19 protein-coding genes are annotated in these 19,122 nt (G+C 45.9%); 3 read left to right on the top strand and 16 right to left on the bottom strand.

Going from position 1 to position 19,122, the window contains the following annotated elements; genetic code table 11:
- Positions 1–7 precede the first annotated feature (7 nt).
- On the bottom strand, positions 8–907 hold the full coding sequence (gene yqiS, locus BLL41_RS16215; protein ID WP_071578631.1) for a phosphate butyryltransferase: 900 nt from the start codon (positions 905–907) through the stop codon (positions 8–10).
- A gap of 124 nt (positions 908–1,031) precedes the next feature.
- The gene (locus tag BLL41_RS16210) at positions 1,032–3,110 is read right to left on the bottom strand and encodes a sigma-54 interaction domain-containing protein (RefSeq protein WP_071578630.1); all 2,079 of its coding nucleotides are present in this window, start codon (positions 3,108–3,110) and stop codon (positions 1,032–1,034) included.
- 152 nt (positions 3,111–3,262) lie between these two features.
- Here BLL41_RS16210 and BLL41_RS16205 point away from each other — a divergent pair, with 152 nt between their 5' ends.
- Complete coding sequence (locus BLL41_RS16205; RefSeq protein ID WP_014664541.1) at positions 3,263–3,499, top strand: DUF2627 domain-containing protein; 237 nt, start codon at positions 3,263–3,265, stop codon at positions 3,497–3,499.
- 41 nt (positions 3,500–3,540) lie between these two features.
- On the opposite strand, the gene prpB is transcribed toward BLL41_RS16205, so the two are convergent.
- The 9 genes from prpB to BLL41_RS16160 form a co-directional block, all read right to left on the bottom strand.
- Positions 3,541–4,446 carry a methylisocitrate lyase gene (prpB, locus tag BLL41_RS16200; RefSeq protein WP_071578629.1) on the bottom strand — a complete coding sequence of 302 codons (906 nt, stop codon included), beginning with the start codon at positions 4,444–4,446 and terminating at the stop codon, positions 3,541–3,543.
- Between the two features lie 16 nt (positions 4,447–4,462).
- Complete coding sequence (locus tag BLL41_RS16195) at positions 4,463–5,878, bottom strand: bifunctional 2-methylcitrate dehydratase/aconitate hydratase (RefSeq protein WP_083428048.1); 1,416 nt, start codon at positions 5,876–5,878, stop codon at positions 4,463–4,465.
- Between the two features lie 14 nt (positions 5,879–5,892).
- Entirely contained in the window at positions 5,893–7,011 is a 1,119-nt protein-coding gene (mmgD, locus tag BLL41_RS16190) for a citrate synthase (protein ID WP_071578627.1), read from the bottom strand.
- Positions 7,012–7,045: 34 nt separating this feature from the next.
- The gene (locus BLL41_RS16185) at positions 7,046–8,185 is read right to left on the bottom strand and encodes an acyl-CoA dehydrogenase (RefSeq protein WP_071578626.1); all 1,140 of its coding nucleotides are present in this window, start codon (positions 8,183–8,185) and stop codon (positions 7,046–7,048) included.
- Positions 8,186–8,212: 27 nt separating this feature from the next.
- The gene (locus tag BLL41_RS16180) at positions 8,213–9,076 is read right to left on the bottom strand and encodes a 3-hydroxybutyryl-CoA dehydrogenase (protein WP_071578625.1); all 864 of its coding nucleotides are present in this window, start codon (positions 9,074–9,076) and stop codon (positions 8,213–8,215) included.
- 24 nt (positions 9,077–9,100) lie between these two features.
- A complete protein-coding gene (locus BLL41_RS16175) occupies positions 9,101–10,282 on the bottom strand; it encodes an acetyl-CoA C-acetyltransferase (RefSeq protein ID WP_071578624.1) in 1,182 nt (393 codons plus the stop codon).
- 127 nt (positions 10,283–10,409) lie between these two features.
- Positions 10,410–11,141 carry a glycerophosphodiester phosphodiesterase gene (locus tag BLL41_RS16170; protein WP_071578623.1) on the bottom strand — a complete coding sequence of 244 codons (732 nt, stop codon included), beginning with the start codon at positions 11,139–11,141 and terminating at the stop codon, positions 10,410–10,412.
- Between the two features lie 77 nt (positions 11,142–11,218).
- Positions 11,219–11,839: an N-acetylmuramoyl-L-alanine amidase family protein gene (locus BLL41_RS16165; protein ID WP_083428047.1), complete on the bottom strand. Its 621-nt coding sequence runs from the start codon at positions 11,837–11,839 to the stop codon at positions 11,219–11,221.
- A 19-nt stretch (positions 11,840–11,858) separates the two neighbouring features.
- Positions 11,859–12,155 carry a hypothetical protein gene (locus BLL41_RS16160; RefSeq protein WP_069150774.1) on the bottom strand — a complete coding sequence of 99 codons (297 nt, stop codon included), beginning with the start codon at positions 12,153–12,155 and terminating at the stop codon, positions 11,859–11,861.
- 307 nt (positions 12,156–12,462) lie between these two features.
- Here BLL41_RS16160 and BLL41_RS22660 point away from each other — a divergent pair, with 307 nt between their 5' ends.
- Together BLL41_RS22660 and BLL41_RS16150 are read left to right on the top strand one after the other, a co-directional pair.
- Positions 12,463–12,615, top strand: coding sequence for a hypothetical protein (locus BLL41_RS22660; RefSeq protein ID WP_141770209.1), 153 nt, complete (start codon positions 12,463–12,465; stop codon positions 12,613–12,615).
- A gap of 72 nt (positions 12,616–12,687) precedes the next feature.
- Positions 12,688–13,806: an NADH-dependent flavin oxidoreductase gene (locus tag BLL41_RS16150; RefSeq protein WP_071578621.1), complete on the top strand. Its 1,119-nt coding sequence runs from the start codon at positions 12,688–12,690 to the stop codon at positions 13,804–13,806.
- Between the two features lie 231 nt (positions 13,807–14,037).
- Here the strand turns inward: BLL41_RS16150 and BLL41_RS16140 are convergent, their stop codons facing one another.
- The 5 genes from BLL41_RS16140 to argR form a co-directional block, all read right to left on the bottom strand.
- Positions 14,038–14,217, bottom strand: a complete 180-nt coding sequence (locus BLL41_RS16140) for a hypothetical protein (protein WP_071578619.1) — start codon at positions 14,215–14,217, stop codon at positions 14,038–14,040.
- A gap of 145 nt (positions 14,218–14,362) precedes the next feature.
- Complete coding sequence (spo0A, locus tag BLL41_RS16135) at positions 14,363–15,166, bottom strand: sporulation transcription factor Spo0A (protein ID WP_003226427.1); 804 nt, start codon at positions 15,164–15,166, stop codon at positions 14,363–14,365.
- Positions 15,167–15,441: 275 nt separating this feature from the next.
- Positions 15,442–16,722 (bottom strand): SpoIVB peptidase, encoded by a 1,281-nt coding sequence (spoIVB, locus tag BLL41_RS16125; RefSeq protein ID WP_071578618.1) that lies wholly within the window; start codon positions 16,720–16,722, stop codon positions 15,442–15,444.
- A 177-nt stretch (positions 16,723–16,899) separates the two neighbouring features.
- Complete coding sequence (recN, locus tag BLL41_RS16120; protein WP_071578617.1) at positions 16,900–18,630, bottom strand: DNA repair protein RecN; 1,731 nt, start codon at positions 18,628–18,630, stop codon at positions 16,900–16,902.
- A gap of 36 nt (positions 18,631–18,666) precedes the next feature.
- Complete coding sequence (gene argR / locus BLL41_RS16115) at positions 18,667–19,116, bottom strand: arginine repressor ArgR (protein WP_003230265.1); 450 nt, start codon at positions 19,114–19,116, stop codon at positions 18,667–18,669.
- Between the last annotated feature and the right edge of the window lie 6 nt (positions 19,117–19,122).

Below are 19,122 nucleotides of genomic sequence, written 5' to 3'. Positions count from 1 at the left end.
GTTCCTCCTAATGTGTGTATTCTTCGGATGCGCATATTGCCAACGCAATGGAATACAGTTTATTTTCGGCAGAGTCCGCTCTGCTTGTTAAGGCAATCGGTGCTTTGGCTCCTGTAATGACAGCCGCCACGCTGGCTTTGGCAAAATAAATTAGTGATTTATATAAAATGTTGCCGGCCTCAATTGTTGGGACGAGAAGGATATCTGCGTTGCCCGCTACGTCTCCCGAAATTTTTTTCTGAGCCGCGGCAATTTGTGAAACTGCGTTATCCAAAGCAAGCGGCCCATCAACAATACAGCCTTTGATCTGGCCTCTCTTGAACATTTGAGCTAGAGCTGCTGCATTCACGGTCGCTTCCATTTTTGGGTTCACCGTTTCGACCGCTGCCAGAGCAGCTGCTTTTGGCATATTGTTCCCTACTGCATGGGCCACATGAACGGCATTTTGCAAAATCTGCCGAAGCTCTTCCAGCGAAGGAGCAATATTCATTGCCGAATCTGTCACAAACATCAGCCTGTCAAAATCCGGTATATCAAAGACAGCCACGTGGGAAAGGACACTTGATGACCGAAGCCCCTCCTGTCTGTTCAATACCGCTTTAAGCAAAACAGAAGTCGGCACATTTCCTTTCATTAAAACGTCCGCTGTTTTATGATGTACAGCACGAACCGCTAATTTCGCCGACTCCTCAGGTGTATCGGCATGGACGATTTCCACTTGATGCCCTTGCATGGATGATGTCAGCTCGTTCAGTTTTTTGCTGTCGCCCGTTAACAAGAACCGGGCGGATAGGTGCTCGGCAGCCAGCTTTACAGCCCGGATCACTTCCTCATCCTCAGCATGAGCAACCGCAATGGTCTTGTTTTTGTGCATCGACGCTTTGCCGATTAAATCTTTCAGCTTCATCTGCTACCACCTTTCTTGTTTCGACTCCGCCTTTTATTATGCAAGTTCCGTGCCAGCTTTTAAGGGTGCTGTCATACCAGATATATTGAAACATTCGTGCAGATGTTTGCGTTTATTCTGCAAATTATTGCATGCCTTCATTTGCAAGGCCATATTTATCCATTTTGTAATATAAATTCCGAATGCTGACCCCGAGGGCTTTCGCTGTTTTTGTCCGGTTAAAATGATGTTTTTCGAGCGTTTGCTGGATCAAATGCGCCTCAAATTTTTCTACTGCGACAGACAGCTTTTCGCCTTCAATATCCGGAAAATCAAAACCTGTCCCCTGATCCGTGTCATTTTCTTTTTGCTCAAGTTCAAATACAGGCAAATGATCTTTTTCAATCCATTCCATATGCGGATTGAGAAAAATCATGGCTCGTCCAAGGACATTTTCAAGCTCGCGGACATTCCCAGGCCAATGGTAAGCAGATAAGGCGTGCAAGGCTTGCTGCGAGAGCCCTTTTACATTCCTGCCGTAATCCCGGTTGATCTTTTGGATAAGTCTTACGCTTAGTGCTTCAATGTCCTCCAACCGCTGCCGCAAAGGCGGAATGGAGATGGGATAGCGGTTGATCCGGTAATACAGGTCTTCGCGGAACGTTCCATCCGCCATCGCCTTTTCAATATTTACATTTGTTGCCGCGATCACTCTGACATTGACAGGGATCGCTTTCGTGCCGCCCACTCTGACGATTTCTTTTTCCTGAAGGACGCGCAGCAATTTAGCCTGCATATTTTGTGTCAGCTCACCGATTTCATCTAAGAAAATACTGCCGTTATTTGCTTCTTCAAATAAACCCTTTTTACCGCCTCGCTTCGCCCCTGAAAACGCACCATCCTCATAGCCGAACAATTCTGATTCGAGCAGGTTTTCAGAAAGGGCTGCACAATTCACGCGAATAAATTTATTGTATTTCCGGTCGCTTTCGTTATGGATGGCATGGGCAAACAGTTCTTTTCCTGTTCCTGACTCTCCGCGCAACAAAATCGTTGCCGGCGTTTTCGCACCGAGCTTCGCCTGCTCAAGCGCAACAAGCATTTGCTCACTTTTGCCGATAATGTCGTCAAACGTATATTTCGCTTCAAGCGTGCGAATAATTTGCCTGGCGCGGTTAAGCTCCGCTGTCAGCATTTTAATTTCGGACACATCGTGAATCACACCGACGCTGCCTTTCAAAATTCCGTCCACAATCACCGGTGCCACATTGACGATGACCTCTTTTTCATTCGGGCCGACCTTCATTCTGACACCGCGGACAGGGCGTCTTGTTTCAAGCACCTTTAAATGCATGCTTTCGCCTTCGGAAATATCAGTGTTTGCAGGCTTGCCTATAACTTCTTTTTCAGAAAGCCCAGTCATTTTTGTATATGCTTTATTGATTAGAAGGCCGATGCCGTTTTCATCAACGACAGAAATCGCCTCATCGGAGGATTGAATAATCGCCTCCAGCATCGTACGGACCTGCTTTAAGTTGGTCACTTCCTCCGCCAGCTCGACTGCATCGGTGATATCTTTAAACACACAAAGAGCCCCGAGCAGACGTCCGCCTTCATCAATAATCGGCAGCCTTGTGGTCACAATTTGCAAATGATCGCCTAAAAGCTGCTTCTGGTTGTATTCAGGCACTCTTGTTTTTAAAATTCGCGGCATCTTAGTGCTCGGAATGACTTCTTTTATTGGCCGCCCGATAACTTCCTCGCGTTTTTTTCCGACCATTTTTTCGGCCATATGGTTAAAGAGAATGATTTCTTCATTGATATCAATAAAAATCATCCCGTCATGGGTGGAATTAAAAATTCTGTCGTGTTTGTATGTTTGCTCTTTTAGCATTTGAATCAGGTGCTGCTTTTCTTCCATCAGCTGAAAAACGATGTATGCCATTTTTCCCGGCATGACAATGGTATCTTCATGCTTTCTTTGAAGGAGTTCGTCAAACACGGCTTGATCGCCGGTGGTATGAATGACGATATCCGGTTTTTGTTGTATGTAAGGTTTCCAATCAGATGAAACGGCAATCCCATACTGTTCTGCTTCTTTCAATCCCGGCGCTTCGGGGTCTTTGTCAACTACGGCAATGATATCTATGATGGCTGTTTTGATCAGAATATGTAATAACGCCGTTCCCCTTTTGCCGGCACCTACTATCAGTACCTTTTGCATCCCGATACCCCTTTGCATGAAAAAATTTGCACACCTATTTATTCCGTTGCAATAATTTGCACAACCCTATGTTACCACGTTTTCTTCTCTTGACAAAATATTTTTTCCGCTGGACAATAAAGGAAATGAAAAGATAAAGGGGTTTTCTGAAGATGAGCCGACTTCTTGCGCTTTTGATATTAGTCATCCCCGGGGCCATTTCCGCTTTAGGCATTAAACTGATGAGAGATACACTTTTCGGCCACGCAATAAAGCCATTTTCAGCTCTTTGGCTCCAAGGGTTGTCAGGATTCATCTTTTTCGCGATCGGCCTCTATGTGCTGGCCGGGTTCATTCTATACAGAGACAGAAAACGCAATCAAGTCAGCCCGCGATTCAGAAAACGATAACTGCAAAAAAAGCCGGAGAATGCTCCGGCTTTTTTGTCGTACTATTCATCAGGCAAAACGGTCTTGGCAATCGTTTTATCTAATGCTTCATAGTCATAATAAGAGATGGTATCGTACAGTTCTTTTCGTGTCTGCAAATGATGAAGTCCTTCTTTTTGTGAGCCGTGCTCCTTCATCAAATTAAATATCCGCTCATAAGCTTTTGCCGCCGCTCGAAGCGAGGTGACAGGATATATTACCATGCGAAACCCCATATCTTCGAATTCATCGGCACGATAATACGGCGTTTTCCCAAACTCCGTCATATTCGCAAGGAGCGGAACGGAGATATGCTCAGCAAACTGGCGGAATTCATTCTCTGCCTGGAGCGCTTCCGGGAAAATCGCGTCCGCTCCCGCCTCAATGTAGGCCGCTGACCGTTCTATTGCAGCATCAAGCCCTTCCTGCGCCCTGGCATCAGTGCGGGCAACAACAATAAGAGAGGGTGCCGCTTGTTTAATGGCTTTTATTTTTTGCGCCATTTCCTTGATCGGAACTAGCTGTTTGCCATTTAAATGCCCGCATTTTTTTGGGAGCTGCTGATCTTCTATTTGAACGGCTGCTACCCTGGCTTCAAGCATCTCCCGGGCGGTTCGGGCGGCATTTAACACACCGCCAAATCCCGTATCGATATCCACAAGCAAAGGCAGATCAGCAGCACGCACAAGGTCTTTGGCCCGATCTGCCATTTCTGCCGACGTGATGATCCCTAGATCAGGAAGTCCCCTGCTGGCTGTATAAGCTGCACCAGACAAATATATAGCAGAAAAACCGGCCTTCTTTGCGAGCAACGCTGCCATCCCGTCATGGGCGCCGGGAATTTGAAGAATGTCCGGCGCCGACATCAGCTTGCGGAAACGCCCGGCAAGCTCTTCTTGTGACGATTGCTGATTGACGATCCACGACATGACACAAATCCTCCTTTTACATGCAGAACATGTCTACGAATTCATTTACTTGCATCGTTTGTAATGTCTCGCTGGTACAGCGCTCATAAATGTGTTTGCACTGTTTATCAGGAAAATGGGTTTTGAGATTGTCAGAAAACTTTTCCAGCAGTTTTGGCACTGCCTCCTCTCTTCGAAAACGGTGGCCGAGAGGAAACTCACATTCCACCATTTCCGTGCTCGTTCCGTCTTTAAAATAAACCTGAACGGCATTTGAGATGGAACGCTTATCAGGTTTCAAATAATCCTCGGTATATGCTTTATTTTCAGTCACCTCCATTTTATCACGTAATTTATCTATTCTCGGATCACTCGCAGTTTCAGCCTCATAATGCTGTGCGGTGATATCACCAAAAAGCAAACCGATTGCTGTAATGTATTGGAGGCAGTGATCACGGTCTGCTGGATTGTGAAGCGGGCCTTTTTTATCAATGATTCGGATAGCGGATTCATGCGTACTGATGACAATACGATCGATCTCATCAATTCGGTCCTTTACCCGCGGATGTAAAATGACGGCGCACTCTGCCGCTGTTTGAGCGTGAAATTCTGCTGGATAAGACACTTTAAATAACACATTTTCCATGACATAAGCGTCGAGCGGACGGGCGAGCTTGATCTCTTTCTTATTGAATAAAACGTCCTGGAACCCCCAACCCGGTGCGCTCAATGCTGTCGGATACCCCATTTCCCCTTTTAACGACATCAGCGCCAAATGAACACCTCTGCTCGTTGCATCTCCTGCTGCCCATGATTTGCGAGAGCCTGTATTTGGTGAATGCCGGTATGTTCTTAATGCTGCATTGTCAATCCATGCATTCGAAAGCGCATTTTTGATTTCTTCTCTCCCGCCACCCAAAAGCTTTGCCGCAACAGCAGTTGTCGCAACTTTAACAAACAGCACATGATCAAGACCCACTCGATTCAAGCTGTTTTCTAACGCAAGGACGCCTTGAATTTCGTGCGCTTTTATCATCATCTCAAGTACGTCGCGTACCGTTAAAGGCTCTTTTCCTTCAGACAGCCTCACTCTTGATACATAATCAGCAGCGGCAAGGATGCCTCCCAAGTTATCGGATGGATGCCCCCACTCCGCTGCCAGCCACGTATCGTTGTAATCGAGCCAGCGAATCATGCAGCCGATATTAAACGCTGCCCTCACAGGATCGAGGACATAGGACGTTCCCGGCACTTTGCTTCCATTCGGCACAGTCGTTCCTGGAACAACCGGGCCGAGCAGCTTTGTGCACTCTGGATACCGCAGCGCCAAAATCCCACAGCCCAAGGTATCCAGCAATACATGCCCTGCTGTTGTATACGCTTCGGCACTTGTAATCTCTTTTTCAAGCACATAATCTGTGATTTCTTCGATAACACGATCCGTTTTCTGCATTCTGCCAGCTCCTTTCATGATTCTGTTTGATATCGCGGGCCCATGTAACTGACACGGGGACGGAAGAGACGATTATTGGAATGCTGTTCAATCACATGAGCACACAAACCGGATGTTCTCGCGCTGAAAAAGACAGGCGTATATAAAGGGATCGGTATGCCGAGCATCCAATAAACCGGGGCAGCATAGTAATCTAAGTTCGGGTAAAGCCCTTTTTCCTTCTCCATCAGCCGCTCACCTGCTTCACACATCTCGTATAAACGATGGTCACCGGCTTTATCGCATAATTGCTGCAGCGCCTCTTTCATCATGAGTGCTCTCGGATCCATTTTTTTCATATACACACGGTGGCCGAAGCCCATGATTTTTTCTTTTCTTTTCAGTTTTGTTTGCAGAAGCTGCTCAAATTCAGACGTCGTTTTTGCCTCCAAAAGCATATACATTACAGCTTCGTTTGCCCCTCCGTGAAGATTACCTTTCAGGGAAGCGACAGCTCCTGTCAAAGCGCCATAAAGATCCGAGTGGGTAGATGCGATGACTCTGGCCGCAAAGGTTGAATTCGGCATCTCATGCTCACTGTACAGGACGAGCGACCGGTCAAAAATCTGCTCTTCCAATGAGGACGGCAATTTCCCTGTCATCATGTATAAAAAATTCGCACTGTAGGACAGGGATTGAAGCGGAAGAATCGGCTCTTTTTTATTGATGATCCTGTAGCTGGCAGCAGTAAGGGCAGGCATTTTCCCAAGAAGCTGATATGCGCGCTCCTTGTTAGCGGAAGGGGACCGATCATCAATTTGCCGATCATAACCGGCAAGTGCCGACAGACCGGTACGCAGGCTATCCATTGGATGCGTGTGCTCAGGGAGCAGCTCAAGCAGACGGAGATGACCAGCAGGCAGGCTTGACGCACTGTTTATTTTACTTTCCAGCGTTTCCCTTTCACTTTCTTCCGGCAGCCTCCCTTCCAGCAATAAATGGACAAGCTCCAGATAACTTTTTGTTTTAGAAAGATCTATTAAATCATAGCCTCGTATCAAAATCTGGCTGGACTGCGTGTCAAGATAAGAAATGTGAGTTTCTGCCGCAATCACACCGTCCAACCCTGGAGAGTAATGCAGTTTTTCCACCATAACCTCAACCTCCGTTTTTGCGTTTTTTTAGTTATCAGGTCCCGCCAAGCAAATACTTGGAAATAATCAGTCTTTGAATCTCATTCGTCCCTTCATAGATTTGCGTCACCTTTGCATCGCGAAGCAGCCGCTCAACGGGATAATCCTTCATATAGCCATATCCCCCATAAATTTGGACGGCATCTAACGCAGCCTTCACCGCTGCATCGGAAGCAAATTGTTTAGCCATAGACGCCTCTTTTCCACAAGGCAGGCCGCGGTTATGGAGGTCTGCGGCGTGGTAGACAAGATGCCTTGCCGCCTCAGCCCTAGTCGCCATGTCAGCCAGCTTAAATGATATGCCTTGATTGGCTGCGATCGGCCTTCCAAATTGCACTCGCTGCTTCGCATAAGCAACGGCATGCTCAAGAGCCGCCTCTGCAATTCCGAGCGCCTGTGCCGCAATGCCGATCCGGCCGACATTTAAATTCGCCATGGCAATGTTGAAGCCATCACCCTCTTTGCCAAGCAAATTAGCTTCAGGCACTTCTGCATTGTCAAAAATCAGTTCCGTTGTATTTGAGCCATAGAGCCCCAGCTTTTTTTCTTTTTTTCCAACAGCAAAACCGAGTGTGTTTTTTTCAACGATAAAAGCCGAAATCCCGTGCCTGCCTTGATCCGGAGCTGTTAAAGCAAATGTGATATAGATATCAGCTGCTCCGCCATTCGTTATGAATATTTTCGATCCGTTTAATAAGTATTTGCCATTCTTTTTGATTGCCGTTGTGCGAAGGCTTCCGGCATCCGATCCTGAGTGAGGCTCCGTCAGCGCAAAGGCGCCTAGATGGTCTCCTGAAGCAAGCTTCGGTATATATTTCATCTTCTGTTCTTCATTGCCGAAGTACAGAATCGGATTTGTGCCGACCGAGGTATGAACGGAGAGAATCACGCCGACGGCCGCGCTGATTTTTGAAATCTCATGAATCGCCAAAATATAAGAAACAACGTCCGCCCCGGCACCGCCGTACTGTTCCGGCACCGGTATTCCCATCAGGCCGTGTTCGCCCATTTTTTTGATCAGCTGAAAGGGAAATTCGTCCGTTTTCTCCATGATTTCCGCAGCGGGAGCAATTTCTTTTCGTGCAAAATCACGCACCATTTTTCGCATCATGACTTGCTCTTGAGTTACATGCAACTCGGCCACCCCCGGATGGAATTGACTTCAGGAAGTCCTCTCCTCATATTCATAAAAACCCCGTCCGCTCTTTTTGCCAAGCCAGCCTGCTTTGACATACTTGCGGAGCAGCGGGCAAGGGCGGTATTTTGAATCGCCAAGCCCCGAGTGAAGAACTTCCATAATGGATAAACACGTATCCAGTCCGATAAAATCCGCTAATGTAAGCGGACCCATCGGATGATTCATGCCCAGCTTCATCACCTCGTCTATTGCCTCTGGCTTCGCCACTCCCTCATACACGCAATAGATGGCTTCATTAATCATTGGAAGAAGCACACGATTGGAAACAAACCCCGGAAAATCATTGACTTCTACCGGTGTTTTCCCCATCTTTTCCGCTAATGCCATAACATCTAAGGCCGTTTCCTCTGATGTAGCCAAGCCGCGAATCACCTCAACCAGCTTCATCACAGGGACGGGATTCATAAAATGCATGCCAATGACTCGTTGAGGCCGGTTTGTCACAGCAGCGATCTCTGTAATAGGCAAGGAAGATGTATTGCTGGCCAAAATCGTATGAGGCGGGCAAATGCGATCAAGTGTTTTAAACATTTTGGTTTTCGCCTCCATGTTTTCAGCGATAGCCTCAATCACAATGTCCGCATGCTCTGCCTCCTCAAGCGTTTGAGAAATCGAAATGCGGCTGATGACACTCTTCATTTCCGCCTCGGTCCTTTTTCCTTTCTCAGCGTCCCGGGCCAGCTGTTTCTTTAGCCGCTTCAATCCTGCCTCCGCAGCTTCCGGACTCACATCGTACATCCGCACATAAAAGCCTGCGTCGGCAGCTGTTTGTGCAATGCCGCTTCCCATCTGACCTGCGCCAGCTACCATGATTTGTTTGATTTCCATTTACATCCCCTTTTTCATCATGTTTTAATGAACCTGCACTAAGACGGCATCTCCTTGGGCTGCCCCGCTGCAAATGGCAGCAACGCCCAGACCCCCTCCCCGTCGCTTTAATTCATAAACAAGCGTCATGAGAATTCTCGCCCCGCTCGCGCCGATCGGGTGGCCGAGCGCGATCGCACCGCCGTTCACATTTACTTTTTCAAGATCGAAACCTACGATTTTTTCACATGTTAAAACAACAGAAGCAAACGCTTCATTTACTTCAAACAAGTCAATATCTTGGACAGTTAAACCGTTCTTTTTCAGGAGCTTATTAATGGCAAACCCCGGTGCTGCCGCCAGTTCATGCGCTGGCATCCCCACAGTTGAAAAACCAAGAATTGTAGCCAGAGGCTGTTTGCCAAGCTCAGCTGCTTTTTCCTCCGACATCAGCACGAACGCGCCGGCTCCGTCATTGACCCCGGGAGCATTGCCGGCTGTGATCGAACCATCACTTGTATAAATCGGAGAAAGTTTCGCGAGCTGATCCAGACTTGTGTCACGGCGAATCGCTTCATCCTTATCAACAACGTTTGGTTTTCCTTTTCGACCAATCCAGTTGACGGGAACAATTTCATCCTGAAATTTCCCTTCATCGGCTGCTTTAGCTGCCCGCGCATGGCTTCTCAACGCCCATTCGTCCTGCTCTCTTCGTGAGATTGCATATTCCTTGGCCGCTGTATTTCCGTGAACAGCCATGTGCACTTCGTCAAACGCGCACGTTAACCCGTCATACACCATTAAATCCCTAAGCTCGCCGTCCCCCATCCGTGCTCCCCAGCGTCCAGCGGGAATGGCGTACGGAATATTGCTCATGCTTTCCATCCCCCCGGCGACAAGTATATCTGCATCCTGCGCCCGTATCATTTGATCACATAAAGTGACAGCGCGCAGGCCCGAAGCGCAGACTTTATTCAGTGTTTCTGACGGCACACTCCAAGGCATTCCAGCAAGACGGGCAGCTTGACGGGAAGGGATCTGCCCTGAGCCGGCCTGGACAACCATGCCCATGACATTTCCTTCTACATCATCTCCAGAGACTCCAGCCCGTTGGAACGCCTCCTTCATCACAATGCCCCCAAGCTCGGCAGCTTTCACCTCTTTCAATACTCCGCCGAATTTGCCAAATGGCGTTCTTGCAGCACTTACAATGACTGTTTTCCTCATGGTTTCACCTCATTCAGAAGATAGACAGCGCTTACAATTTCTAGTTGTCTTCTATGAATGTATGCTTTGAAACGGGCATGAATGTATGAAAAAAGAAGGCTGTGTCAACAGCCTCCTTCTAAAGCAACTATTCATTTTTCAGCAATGCCGCAGCCTTTGCAGGAAAATCGGTAAACATGCCGTCTGCTCCCAGTTCGATGAGGCGCTTCATATCTTCCGGCCGATTGACTGTATACGCCCTTACCTTAATCGAACTATCCCTCATTTTCTTTAGCACTTCATCCGTGGCCCCTGGGCTGTTTAGCTTCGGGTGATAGCCAGAAGCCGGAATAGACGCGATATATCGATCTGCCTGATAAAGCACATCTGAAGTTAATACCGCCCGTTCGATATGGGGCGCAAGCCGAGCGCACATTGCTACGCTTTCATGATTAAATGTGGAAAGGATGACTCTCTCCTCTATATTGAATCGCTTCACTGCCTCCAGCACTTTTTCTTCCATTCCCTCATAGCGGATCACGCTGTTTTTCAATTCAATGTTGATGAGAAAATCCTTTTTTGCCGCCCACGAGAGCACGTCTTCTAATAGCGGCACTTTTATATCGCTGTACGCCTGATCGTGACCAGCGGCCGCATTCGCAGTCTTGATCTCATCATAGGCTGTATCCTTCACGAATCCTTTAAGCGATGTCGTGCGGTTAAGTCTTTCATCATGAATCACAACAATGCGTCCGTCTTTCGTCAGCTGTACATCAAGCTCTATCCCGTCCGCTCCGGCTTCAATTCCTTTTTCAAATGCAAGCATTGTATTTTCGGGAAATTGTCCTGATGCCCCCCGGTGGGCAAAAATCTTTGTCATCGTTTCACCTCAAGCCCTAAGTTTTCTCCATTATACTTATTTTGGCGGATCCACTCTAGGATTAAGGCTGTATTCATCTAATGATCATAATAAGAATCAATGCCGTTAACAATTGCATCTGCGGCCTTTTGCTGGTATTCTTCATTTCCCAGCTTGTCCGCGTCAGAGCTGTTCGTGATAAACCCAAGCTCTGCCAACACACTTGGCATTTGTGAATATGTAATGACGTAAAAGTCTGATTCTTTCACGCCCCTGTCTCTCGTTTGTAAGGATGAAACGAGCTGTGACTGAATATCGGATGCCAGACGCCGGCTGTTTTCCCCTTCATAATCAGACTGAAAATACGTTTCTGTTCCTGAAGCTGAAGCAACCCCTGAATTCACATGAATGCTGACAAAAAGGTCAGCCTGATTGGCACTTGCCTTAGCCACTCTTTCCTCCAAGGTCAGAAAATGATCGTCAGACCGGGACGCAACAGGATTGGCTCCCTCCTCTTTCAGCTTGTCCGTCACATGCTCTGAGACTGCCAAATTAATATCCTTCTCAAAGAGCCCGTTTCCGACCGCTCCACTGTCTTCACCGCCGTGTCCGGCATCAATATACACTGTTTTCCCTTCTATTGGCTCTGCTGCCTGTGCACAAGGCGCGAGCGTCAAAGCCAATCCGCACAGCGCCAAGCTCCTCCATAACATTCTCAACTTTCTCCCTCCGGTCTTTTTATGACGAGTTCTTTCGCAGCTGAATATCTTCCAGCTGTAAAGTCCCATTATCCTTCTTTGTATATTTCACCAAAACTTTTGTCTGATCTGGCAGTGATTCACATTCATCACGTTTATCCTTCGGAACTTGTATCATGGTTTCTTCTCCATTAAGAGAAACCGCAATCGTATGAGGATCAGCCGAGCCAATAAATTTTCCCTCTTCGGTAAACCTTGGTGCTGAGTCATCCGCACTTGCTACACTGCATCCCGAAAGAAAAAGCGCAGTAAACAGCAAAAGAACCGTTTGTTTCACACGATCACCTCTTCCTGATGTTTGGCTTTTATCTTTGACCAGAATGGCGGATTTGTAAAGACAACGTGAATGCAGGCGATCAAGTTCCATGATTTTCAAAAGGGCTATACGACCCGATCATTTCCTGTTGTTAGAAAGAGAACGAGCAGTTTTGTCTATGAGGATGGCTCTAAATGAGGCGCCAATTAGAAAAAATTAGCGGAAAGAAGCAACTTTTTATTCATTTTAAAAAATTTGTGAATTGGGTGAGCAAATGGTTTGACTGCTAGATCAGCCAGGCGTAACCTTTGAAAGGATATTTCCTTTATTGAAAGAAGTTAACGACATGAAAAAATTCGTTCTGCTGCAGGCGGCAGCTTTCATCACATGCTCCATCGGCCACCAAATCAGCGGCGGCTACAAAGGCCCTGAAAAAGAGCGGCGAAAACATCACTCTGTACTCAAGATATTCAGCTGGTAAAGCAGATCAATTGCATTAATTTTCACATATAGGCTAGAATATGTGCGAATCCAAACGAAAGAAGATGATCAAATGAATCCTAAGTATAAGCCGCTGTTTGAACCCTTCACGTTTAAAAGCGGTGTTACAATTGACAATCGGATCGCAGTAGCACCAATGACTCATTACGCTTCTAATGAAGACGGTACAATTTCTGAAGCAGAGCTTGACTACATCATCCCTCGTTCAAAAGAGATGGGAATGGTGATTACAGCCTGCGCAAATGTTACACCGGACGGAAAAGCATTTCCCGGGCAGCCGGCCATCCACGACGATTCCAACATTCCGGGTTTAAAAACATTAGCACAAGCCATTCAGGCACAAGGCGCTAAAGCCGTTGTGCAAATTCATCACGGCGGCATTGAATGTCCGTCTGAGCTCGTTCCTCAACAAGATGTTGTGGGGCCAAGTGACGTGTTTGATAACGGCAAACAAATCGCCCGCGCATTAACAGAAGAAGAAGCGGAACACATCGTGAAGGCGTTTGGGGAAGCGACTAGACGCGCCATTGAAGCCGGCTTTGACGGTGTCGAAATTCACGGTGCAAACGGCTACTTGATTCAGCAGTTTTATTCTCCGAAAACCAATCAGCGCACGGACCGCTGGGGAGGAAGCGATGAGAAACGATTAGCCTTCCCGCTTGCTATTGTCGATGAAGTGAAAAAAGCCGCTTCAGAACATGCGAAGGGTGGGTTCTTAGTCGGCTACCGTCTGTCTCCGGAAGAACCTGAGACACCAGGATTGACAATGACTGAAACCTTTACGCTTGTTGACGCTTTAGGGGATAAAGAATTGGACTATCTTCATATCTCACTGATGGACGTGAACTCAAAAGCACGCCGCGGTGCAGATCCAACTCGCACACGCATGGACTTATTGAATGAACGTGTCGGAAACAAGGTGCCTCTGATCGCCGTCGGTTCCATCCATTCCGCAGATGACGCGCTGGCCGTCATCGAAAACGGTATTCCGCTAGTCGCAATGGGACGTGAAATTTTAGTTGACCCTAACTGGGCGGTAAAATTAAAAGAAGGCCGTGAAAAGCAAATTGAAACAGTAATCAAAGGCACAGATAAAGAAAAATATCATTTGCCTGAGCCGCTATGGCAAGCAATTGTAAACACGCCTGGCTGGGTGCCTTATAAAGATTAATTTGCAAAGACTGCCGAAGTTTATTAAAAAAAAGATCCCTTATATAAGGGATCTTTTTCTCTAGTCAAGCAGTTTGTGCAAAACCCTAAACGGCAGGAACAGGAAATGGCCTGCCACTTCAGAAAGCAAATCTAACAAAAGCCCGTCACGCTTTCTTGCTTTTTTCTTGCTCATTCATACGTCTCCTTTGAATAAAATACACCTTACTTACGATTTTGCAGGAGAAAGGTTTCAATTTGATTCTGATTGTTTGGTTTTGATTCTCCAAGCAGCGAGAACACATGAAACCATGACTGTAAATGAGATAAAGTCAATCAGGGTGCCTAGTAAGCGTGAATCTGTGATGATGTTCGAATTGACGCAAAGCGCAAGAATAAATAAGGCAATCAGCAGACCATATTTTTCAAACACATACCTCACTCCTTACGGAAAATAAATTTTTCATATCCATCACCTATGATAACAAATGTCCCCAAAAACAAAACGCCTCCTATTTATCAGCGCAAACTAATAAATAAAAGACGTTTGATTTAATCATCACATAATATGCACATGTTTAAGAAGCCTTATGTTCTAATCTAAGCTTATCCGCAACCATTGCAATGAATTCGCTGTTGGTAGGTTTAGCTTTTGTCATGCTGACAGTATAACCGAACAGCGAGGAAATGGAATCAATGTTTCCTCTGCTCCATGCCACTTCAATTGCATGGCGGATCGCTCTTTCTACACGGCTTGCGGTTGTGTTGAATTTTTTGGCGATGTCCGGATAGAGGACTTTTGTAATGCTGCCGAGCAATTCGATGTCATTGTATACCATTGAGATTGCTTCGCGCAGATAGAGATAGCCTTTAATATGGGCTGGGACGCCGATTTCATGGATAATGCTTGTGATGCTCGCGTCGAGATTTTTCTTCTTTGGTTCAGGCTGGCTGCTGCGTATAATGCTGCTTTGCGATGATGGCGCACGATGCGTCACACTGCTGGCATTTCCGCTGACCTGGCGGATATGACCGACAAGGTTTTCCATATCAAACGGTTTGAGAATAAAGTAGGACGCGCCTAAATCGACGGCCTTTTTCGTGACATCTTCCTGTCCAAAGGCTGTCAGCATGATGACATTCGGCTGTTTTTTCAGATCTGATTCCCTCAGCCTCTCTAAAACCGCAAGTCCGTCTAAATGCGGCATAATAATATCTAATACGAGCACATCAGGATCTTTTTCTTTAAACAACGACAGGCATTCCTGTCCGTTATAAGCAACGCCGATCACTTCCATGTCTTCCTGTCCTTCTATATATTCACTCAACAGGCTTACCAGCTCTCGATTATCATCAGCAACACAAACTTTAATTTTCTCCACGTTTCTTCCTCCCCAAATGTAGTTAACAGGATTCACCCTTGCTACATGTTTACATTCGACAAAACCGCTATATACCCTCTAAAAAAATCATAATCACCAATATTAGTGGCATATCTTTGTTATTCTATGTTTTTCTCTGTTTTTCGACTAAAAATGAAATTTGACAAACAAGGAAACGTGAATTTGTCGAAAAATCTTCTTTTGTATATTTTACCGTATGTATTCTGAGAAGTGAAGAGGGATCAAAACAAAAAAACTGCCGGAAACTCCGGCAGTCAGCTTGCTTTTTCTTTTCCGTAAATATCGATTCCTGCTTCAGACAGCATCCATTCAATATGAACACCGTAGCCGCTTGTCGGGTCATTTACAAACACATGGGTGACAGCACCGATCACTTTTCCATTTTGAATGATCGGGCTTCCGCTCATCCCCTGTACGATGCCTCCTGTTTCTTTCAACAGCCTTGGATCGGTAATTTTCAACACCATTCCTTTTGTCGCAGGGAATTTTTGCGGCGTTGTGCTGACGATTTCAATATCAAATTTTTCCACCTTGTCATCATCAATGACCGTTAAAATTTCAGCCGGCCCTTTTTTGACTTCGGTAGAAAACGCAACCGGCAATGCTTGATCTGATATGTTGTTTTGAATCGGCTGATGCAGCGTGCCGAAAATCCCAAATGGGCTGTTTCTGTTAATATCCCCGATCGTTTTGCGTTCTGAGGAAAATCGCGCCAGTTTTTCTCCCGGATTACCGCCTGTCCCTTTTTCAATTGATGTTACAGTGGATTTAACGATTTCTCCATTCTCCACCACAATTGGTTTCTTTGTGTCCATATCGGAAATCACATGGCCAAGTGCTCCGTATTTTTTTGTTTTCGGTTCATAAAAGGTCATAGTGCCGATGCCGGCAGCAGAATCCCTGATATATAATCCGATTCTGTATTTGCCTTCTTGTTCATCCTTTTCTGGAATCAGCTTTGTTTTGATTTTTTGTTTGTCTCGTTTGATCAGTAAATCTAAAGATTCACCAGTTTTTCCGGCCTTTTGGATAAAGGGGGCTACATCGTTCATTTTTTCAATTTTCTGTCCATTCATCTCGATAATAATGTCGCCCGCTTCAATTCCGGCCGTTTCTCCCGGAGATTTTTTGCCTTCACTTGTATTGATTTGATGAAATCCGACGACAAGAACACCGACGGAATGAAGTTTTACACCGATTGATTGTCCGCCAGGTATAACCTTTAAATCAGGAAGAACTTGCACTTTTGTTTTTTTAATTGGAAATCCAGCAAGATCGTATACTAATTCTGACTCACCTGACTTTTTACCTGTCACCTTGATTTCGTGCGGATCTTTTTTTACTGTAAACGCTTCTGATGATTCTGATGTCTGAGCGTTTACCGATAAACTTGTTTCAATCGCTTGTGTTTGGGTTTCAAATACTCTCATTTGCGTTGGAATCAGTAAATACTCTTTTAGCGGTTTGCATAAACCTACACTTAATAACGAAACAAGGAGAATTAAACCTACTGCTTTTCTGATGTTATCGGGCATTCACTACTTCACTCTCCTCGCTCCTATCCCACACCTTCTTTATGACTTGCTGCTACATCATTTAATTTTGCCTTCTGGCGGCTTATTTATAACTGTCATATGAAGAAAAACATTGGATATACTGATGAACGAATGGATGTAAACAAAAAAATAAGCTGCGCTTTTCGCGCAGCTTATTTACCCAGTTGTTTTGACTTGATCTGCTTGTTTTAAAAGCTCTTTCGCATGGCGTTTCGTTAGATCGGTTACCTCCACACCTGCAATCATGCGTCCGATTTCCGCTACCTTTTCCTGTTTAGACAGCGGCTTGACACGTGTCGTCGTTCTGCCGTCTTTTAACTCCTTCGCAATATAAAGATGCGTATCGGCCATGGCAGCCACCTGAGGCAAGTGTGTAATACACAGCACTTGTGATCCTAATGACACTTTATGGATTTTCTCAGCGATTGCCTGTGCGACCCTGCCGCTTACGCCGGTATCAACCTCATCAAAAATGATCGATGTCACATCCTGCTGTGAGGAAAAAATGCTTTTTATGGCAAGCATCACCCGTGACAGCTCTCCACCTGAAGCGACTTTCGAAAGGGATTTCAGCGGCTCGCCTGTATTGGTTGAAATTAAAAACTTCACCAGATCGATCCCTTTTTCAGACAGCTGAACGGGCTGGCCGTTTACAATCGGTGCCTCTTCATTGTGTGACGCTTGTCTGATTTTGAATTCTGTATCAAACGTTGATTTTTCCATATACAGGCTTTTTAATTCCCGATGAATCTCATCAGCCAGTTTTTTCGCCCATGTTTTCCGGATTTGTGAAACATTTGCCGCTTCCACTGCGACATCCTTGCCGACGGAGTCAAGCTCCTTTTTCAGGCTTTGGAGGTGGCTGTCCCTATTTTCAATTTGGTCAATTTCTTCTTCAATTTTAGAAGCGTATTCCAAAATGTCCTCGACAGTGGCACCGTATTTTCGTTTCAGCTGTTTGATTTCATTGAGCCGAGTCTCAATATAGTTCAGGCGTTCCGGATCATATTCAAGCTCATCCAGCATATTTCTCATCTGAAATGTAGCGTCCTCAAGCAGATAGTAGGAGTTCGAAACACTTTCAGACAGTTTTTTCAGCGGTTCGTTAATATCAGATATAACTTCAAGCTGCGCTGATGCCATTCCGACCCAGTCCAATCCGCTCTGTTCACTGCGAAGCGCATTATATGCATTTTGCAGCGATTCATATATCTTCTCAAAGTTTGAAATTTGCTGACGCTCTTCTTGGAGCTGTTCATCTTCGTTGATCTCAAGCTTTGCTGATTCGATTTCTTCGAGCTGAAATTGAATGAGATCAAGGCGGTGGGCCATTTCCTGTTCGCTTTCAGAAAGCTGTTTTAGCTTTTTGAGCAGCTTCGTATACCGCTGGTACCCTTCCTGATACGCTTGCAGTGCGCTTTCCACTTCGGCTCCGGCAAACTTGTCCAAGAGCTGGAGATGATTTTCGTCTTCCATTAACAGCTGGTTATCGTGCTGCCCGTGAATATCTAATAAAAGCCTGCCGATCTCTCTTAGCGAGGCAATCGTGACAAGCTTGCCATTGACACGGCAAACGCTTTTCCCGCTCGTGCTGATATCTCTTCTCATGACGATCATTTCGTCTGAAACGTCGATTCCCTGCTCAGCGCATACGCCTAAAACAGGATGGCCGCTCTCCAAAAGAAACAGCCCTTCAAGTTCGGCTTTTGCTTCCCCATATCTAACAAATTCAGATGATCCGCGGCCTCCGACTAAAAGAGAAATGGCGTCTATGATGATGGATTTGCCGGCTCCGGTTTCTCCTGTTAAAACCGTAAGCCCGCGTTCAAAAGAAACCGTCAGTTCCTCAATAATGGCAAAGTTTTTAATCGATAGTTCAGCTAACAAACAGCATTACACCTCTTATCTTTGTTAGATTTTCTGTTACAGCAGTTCAAGCAGCCTGTTTTTTACGCCTTCTGTATCTTCAGGAGTCCGGCAAATAATTAAAATCGTATCATCTCCGCAAATGGTCCCCATCATTTCATCCCAGTCCAAATTGTCCATCAGCGCCCCGATTGCCTGGGCGTTGCCCGGCATCGTTTTCAGCACAATCATATGGCTTGCTGAGTCTATTTTCACAAATGCGTCCATCAATGCCCGCTTTAGCTTTGAAAGCGGATTGAAACGCTGGTCCGCCGGAAGACTGTATTTGTAAGAACCATTATTCGTAGGCACTTTTACAAGGTGAAGTTCTTTAATATCCCGTGATACCGTGGCTTGCGTCACTTTGTAGCCATCCTGCTTCAGCATGTCGACCAATTCATCCTGCGTTTCGATTTCATTGCTCGTAATAATCTCTCTGATTTTAATATGCCTCTGGCCTTTGTTCATGTAAGC

This window comes from Bacillus sp. FMQ74 (genome assembly GCF_001875785.1).
Lineage (GTDB): Bacteria > Bacillota > Bacilli > Bacillales > Bacillaceae > Bacillus > Bacillus stercoris.
Note: the sequence above shows the minus strand (reverse complement) of the source record. Positions and strands in the feature narration are given on the sequence as shown.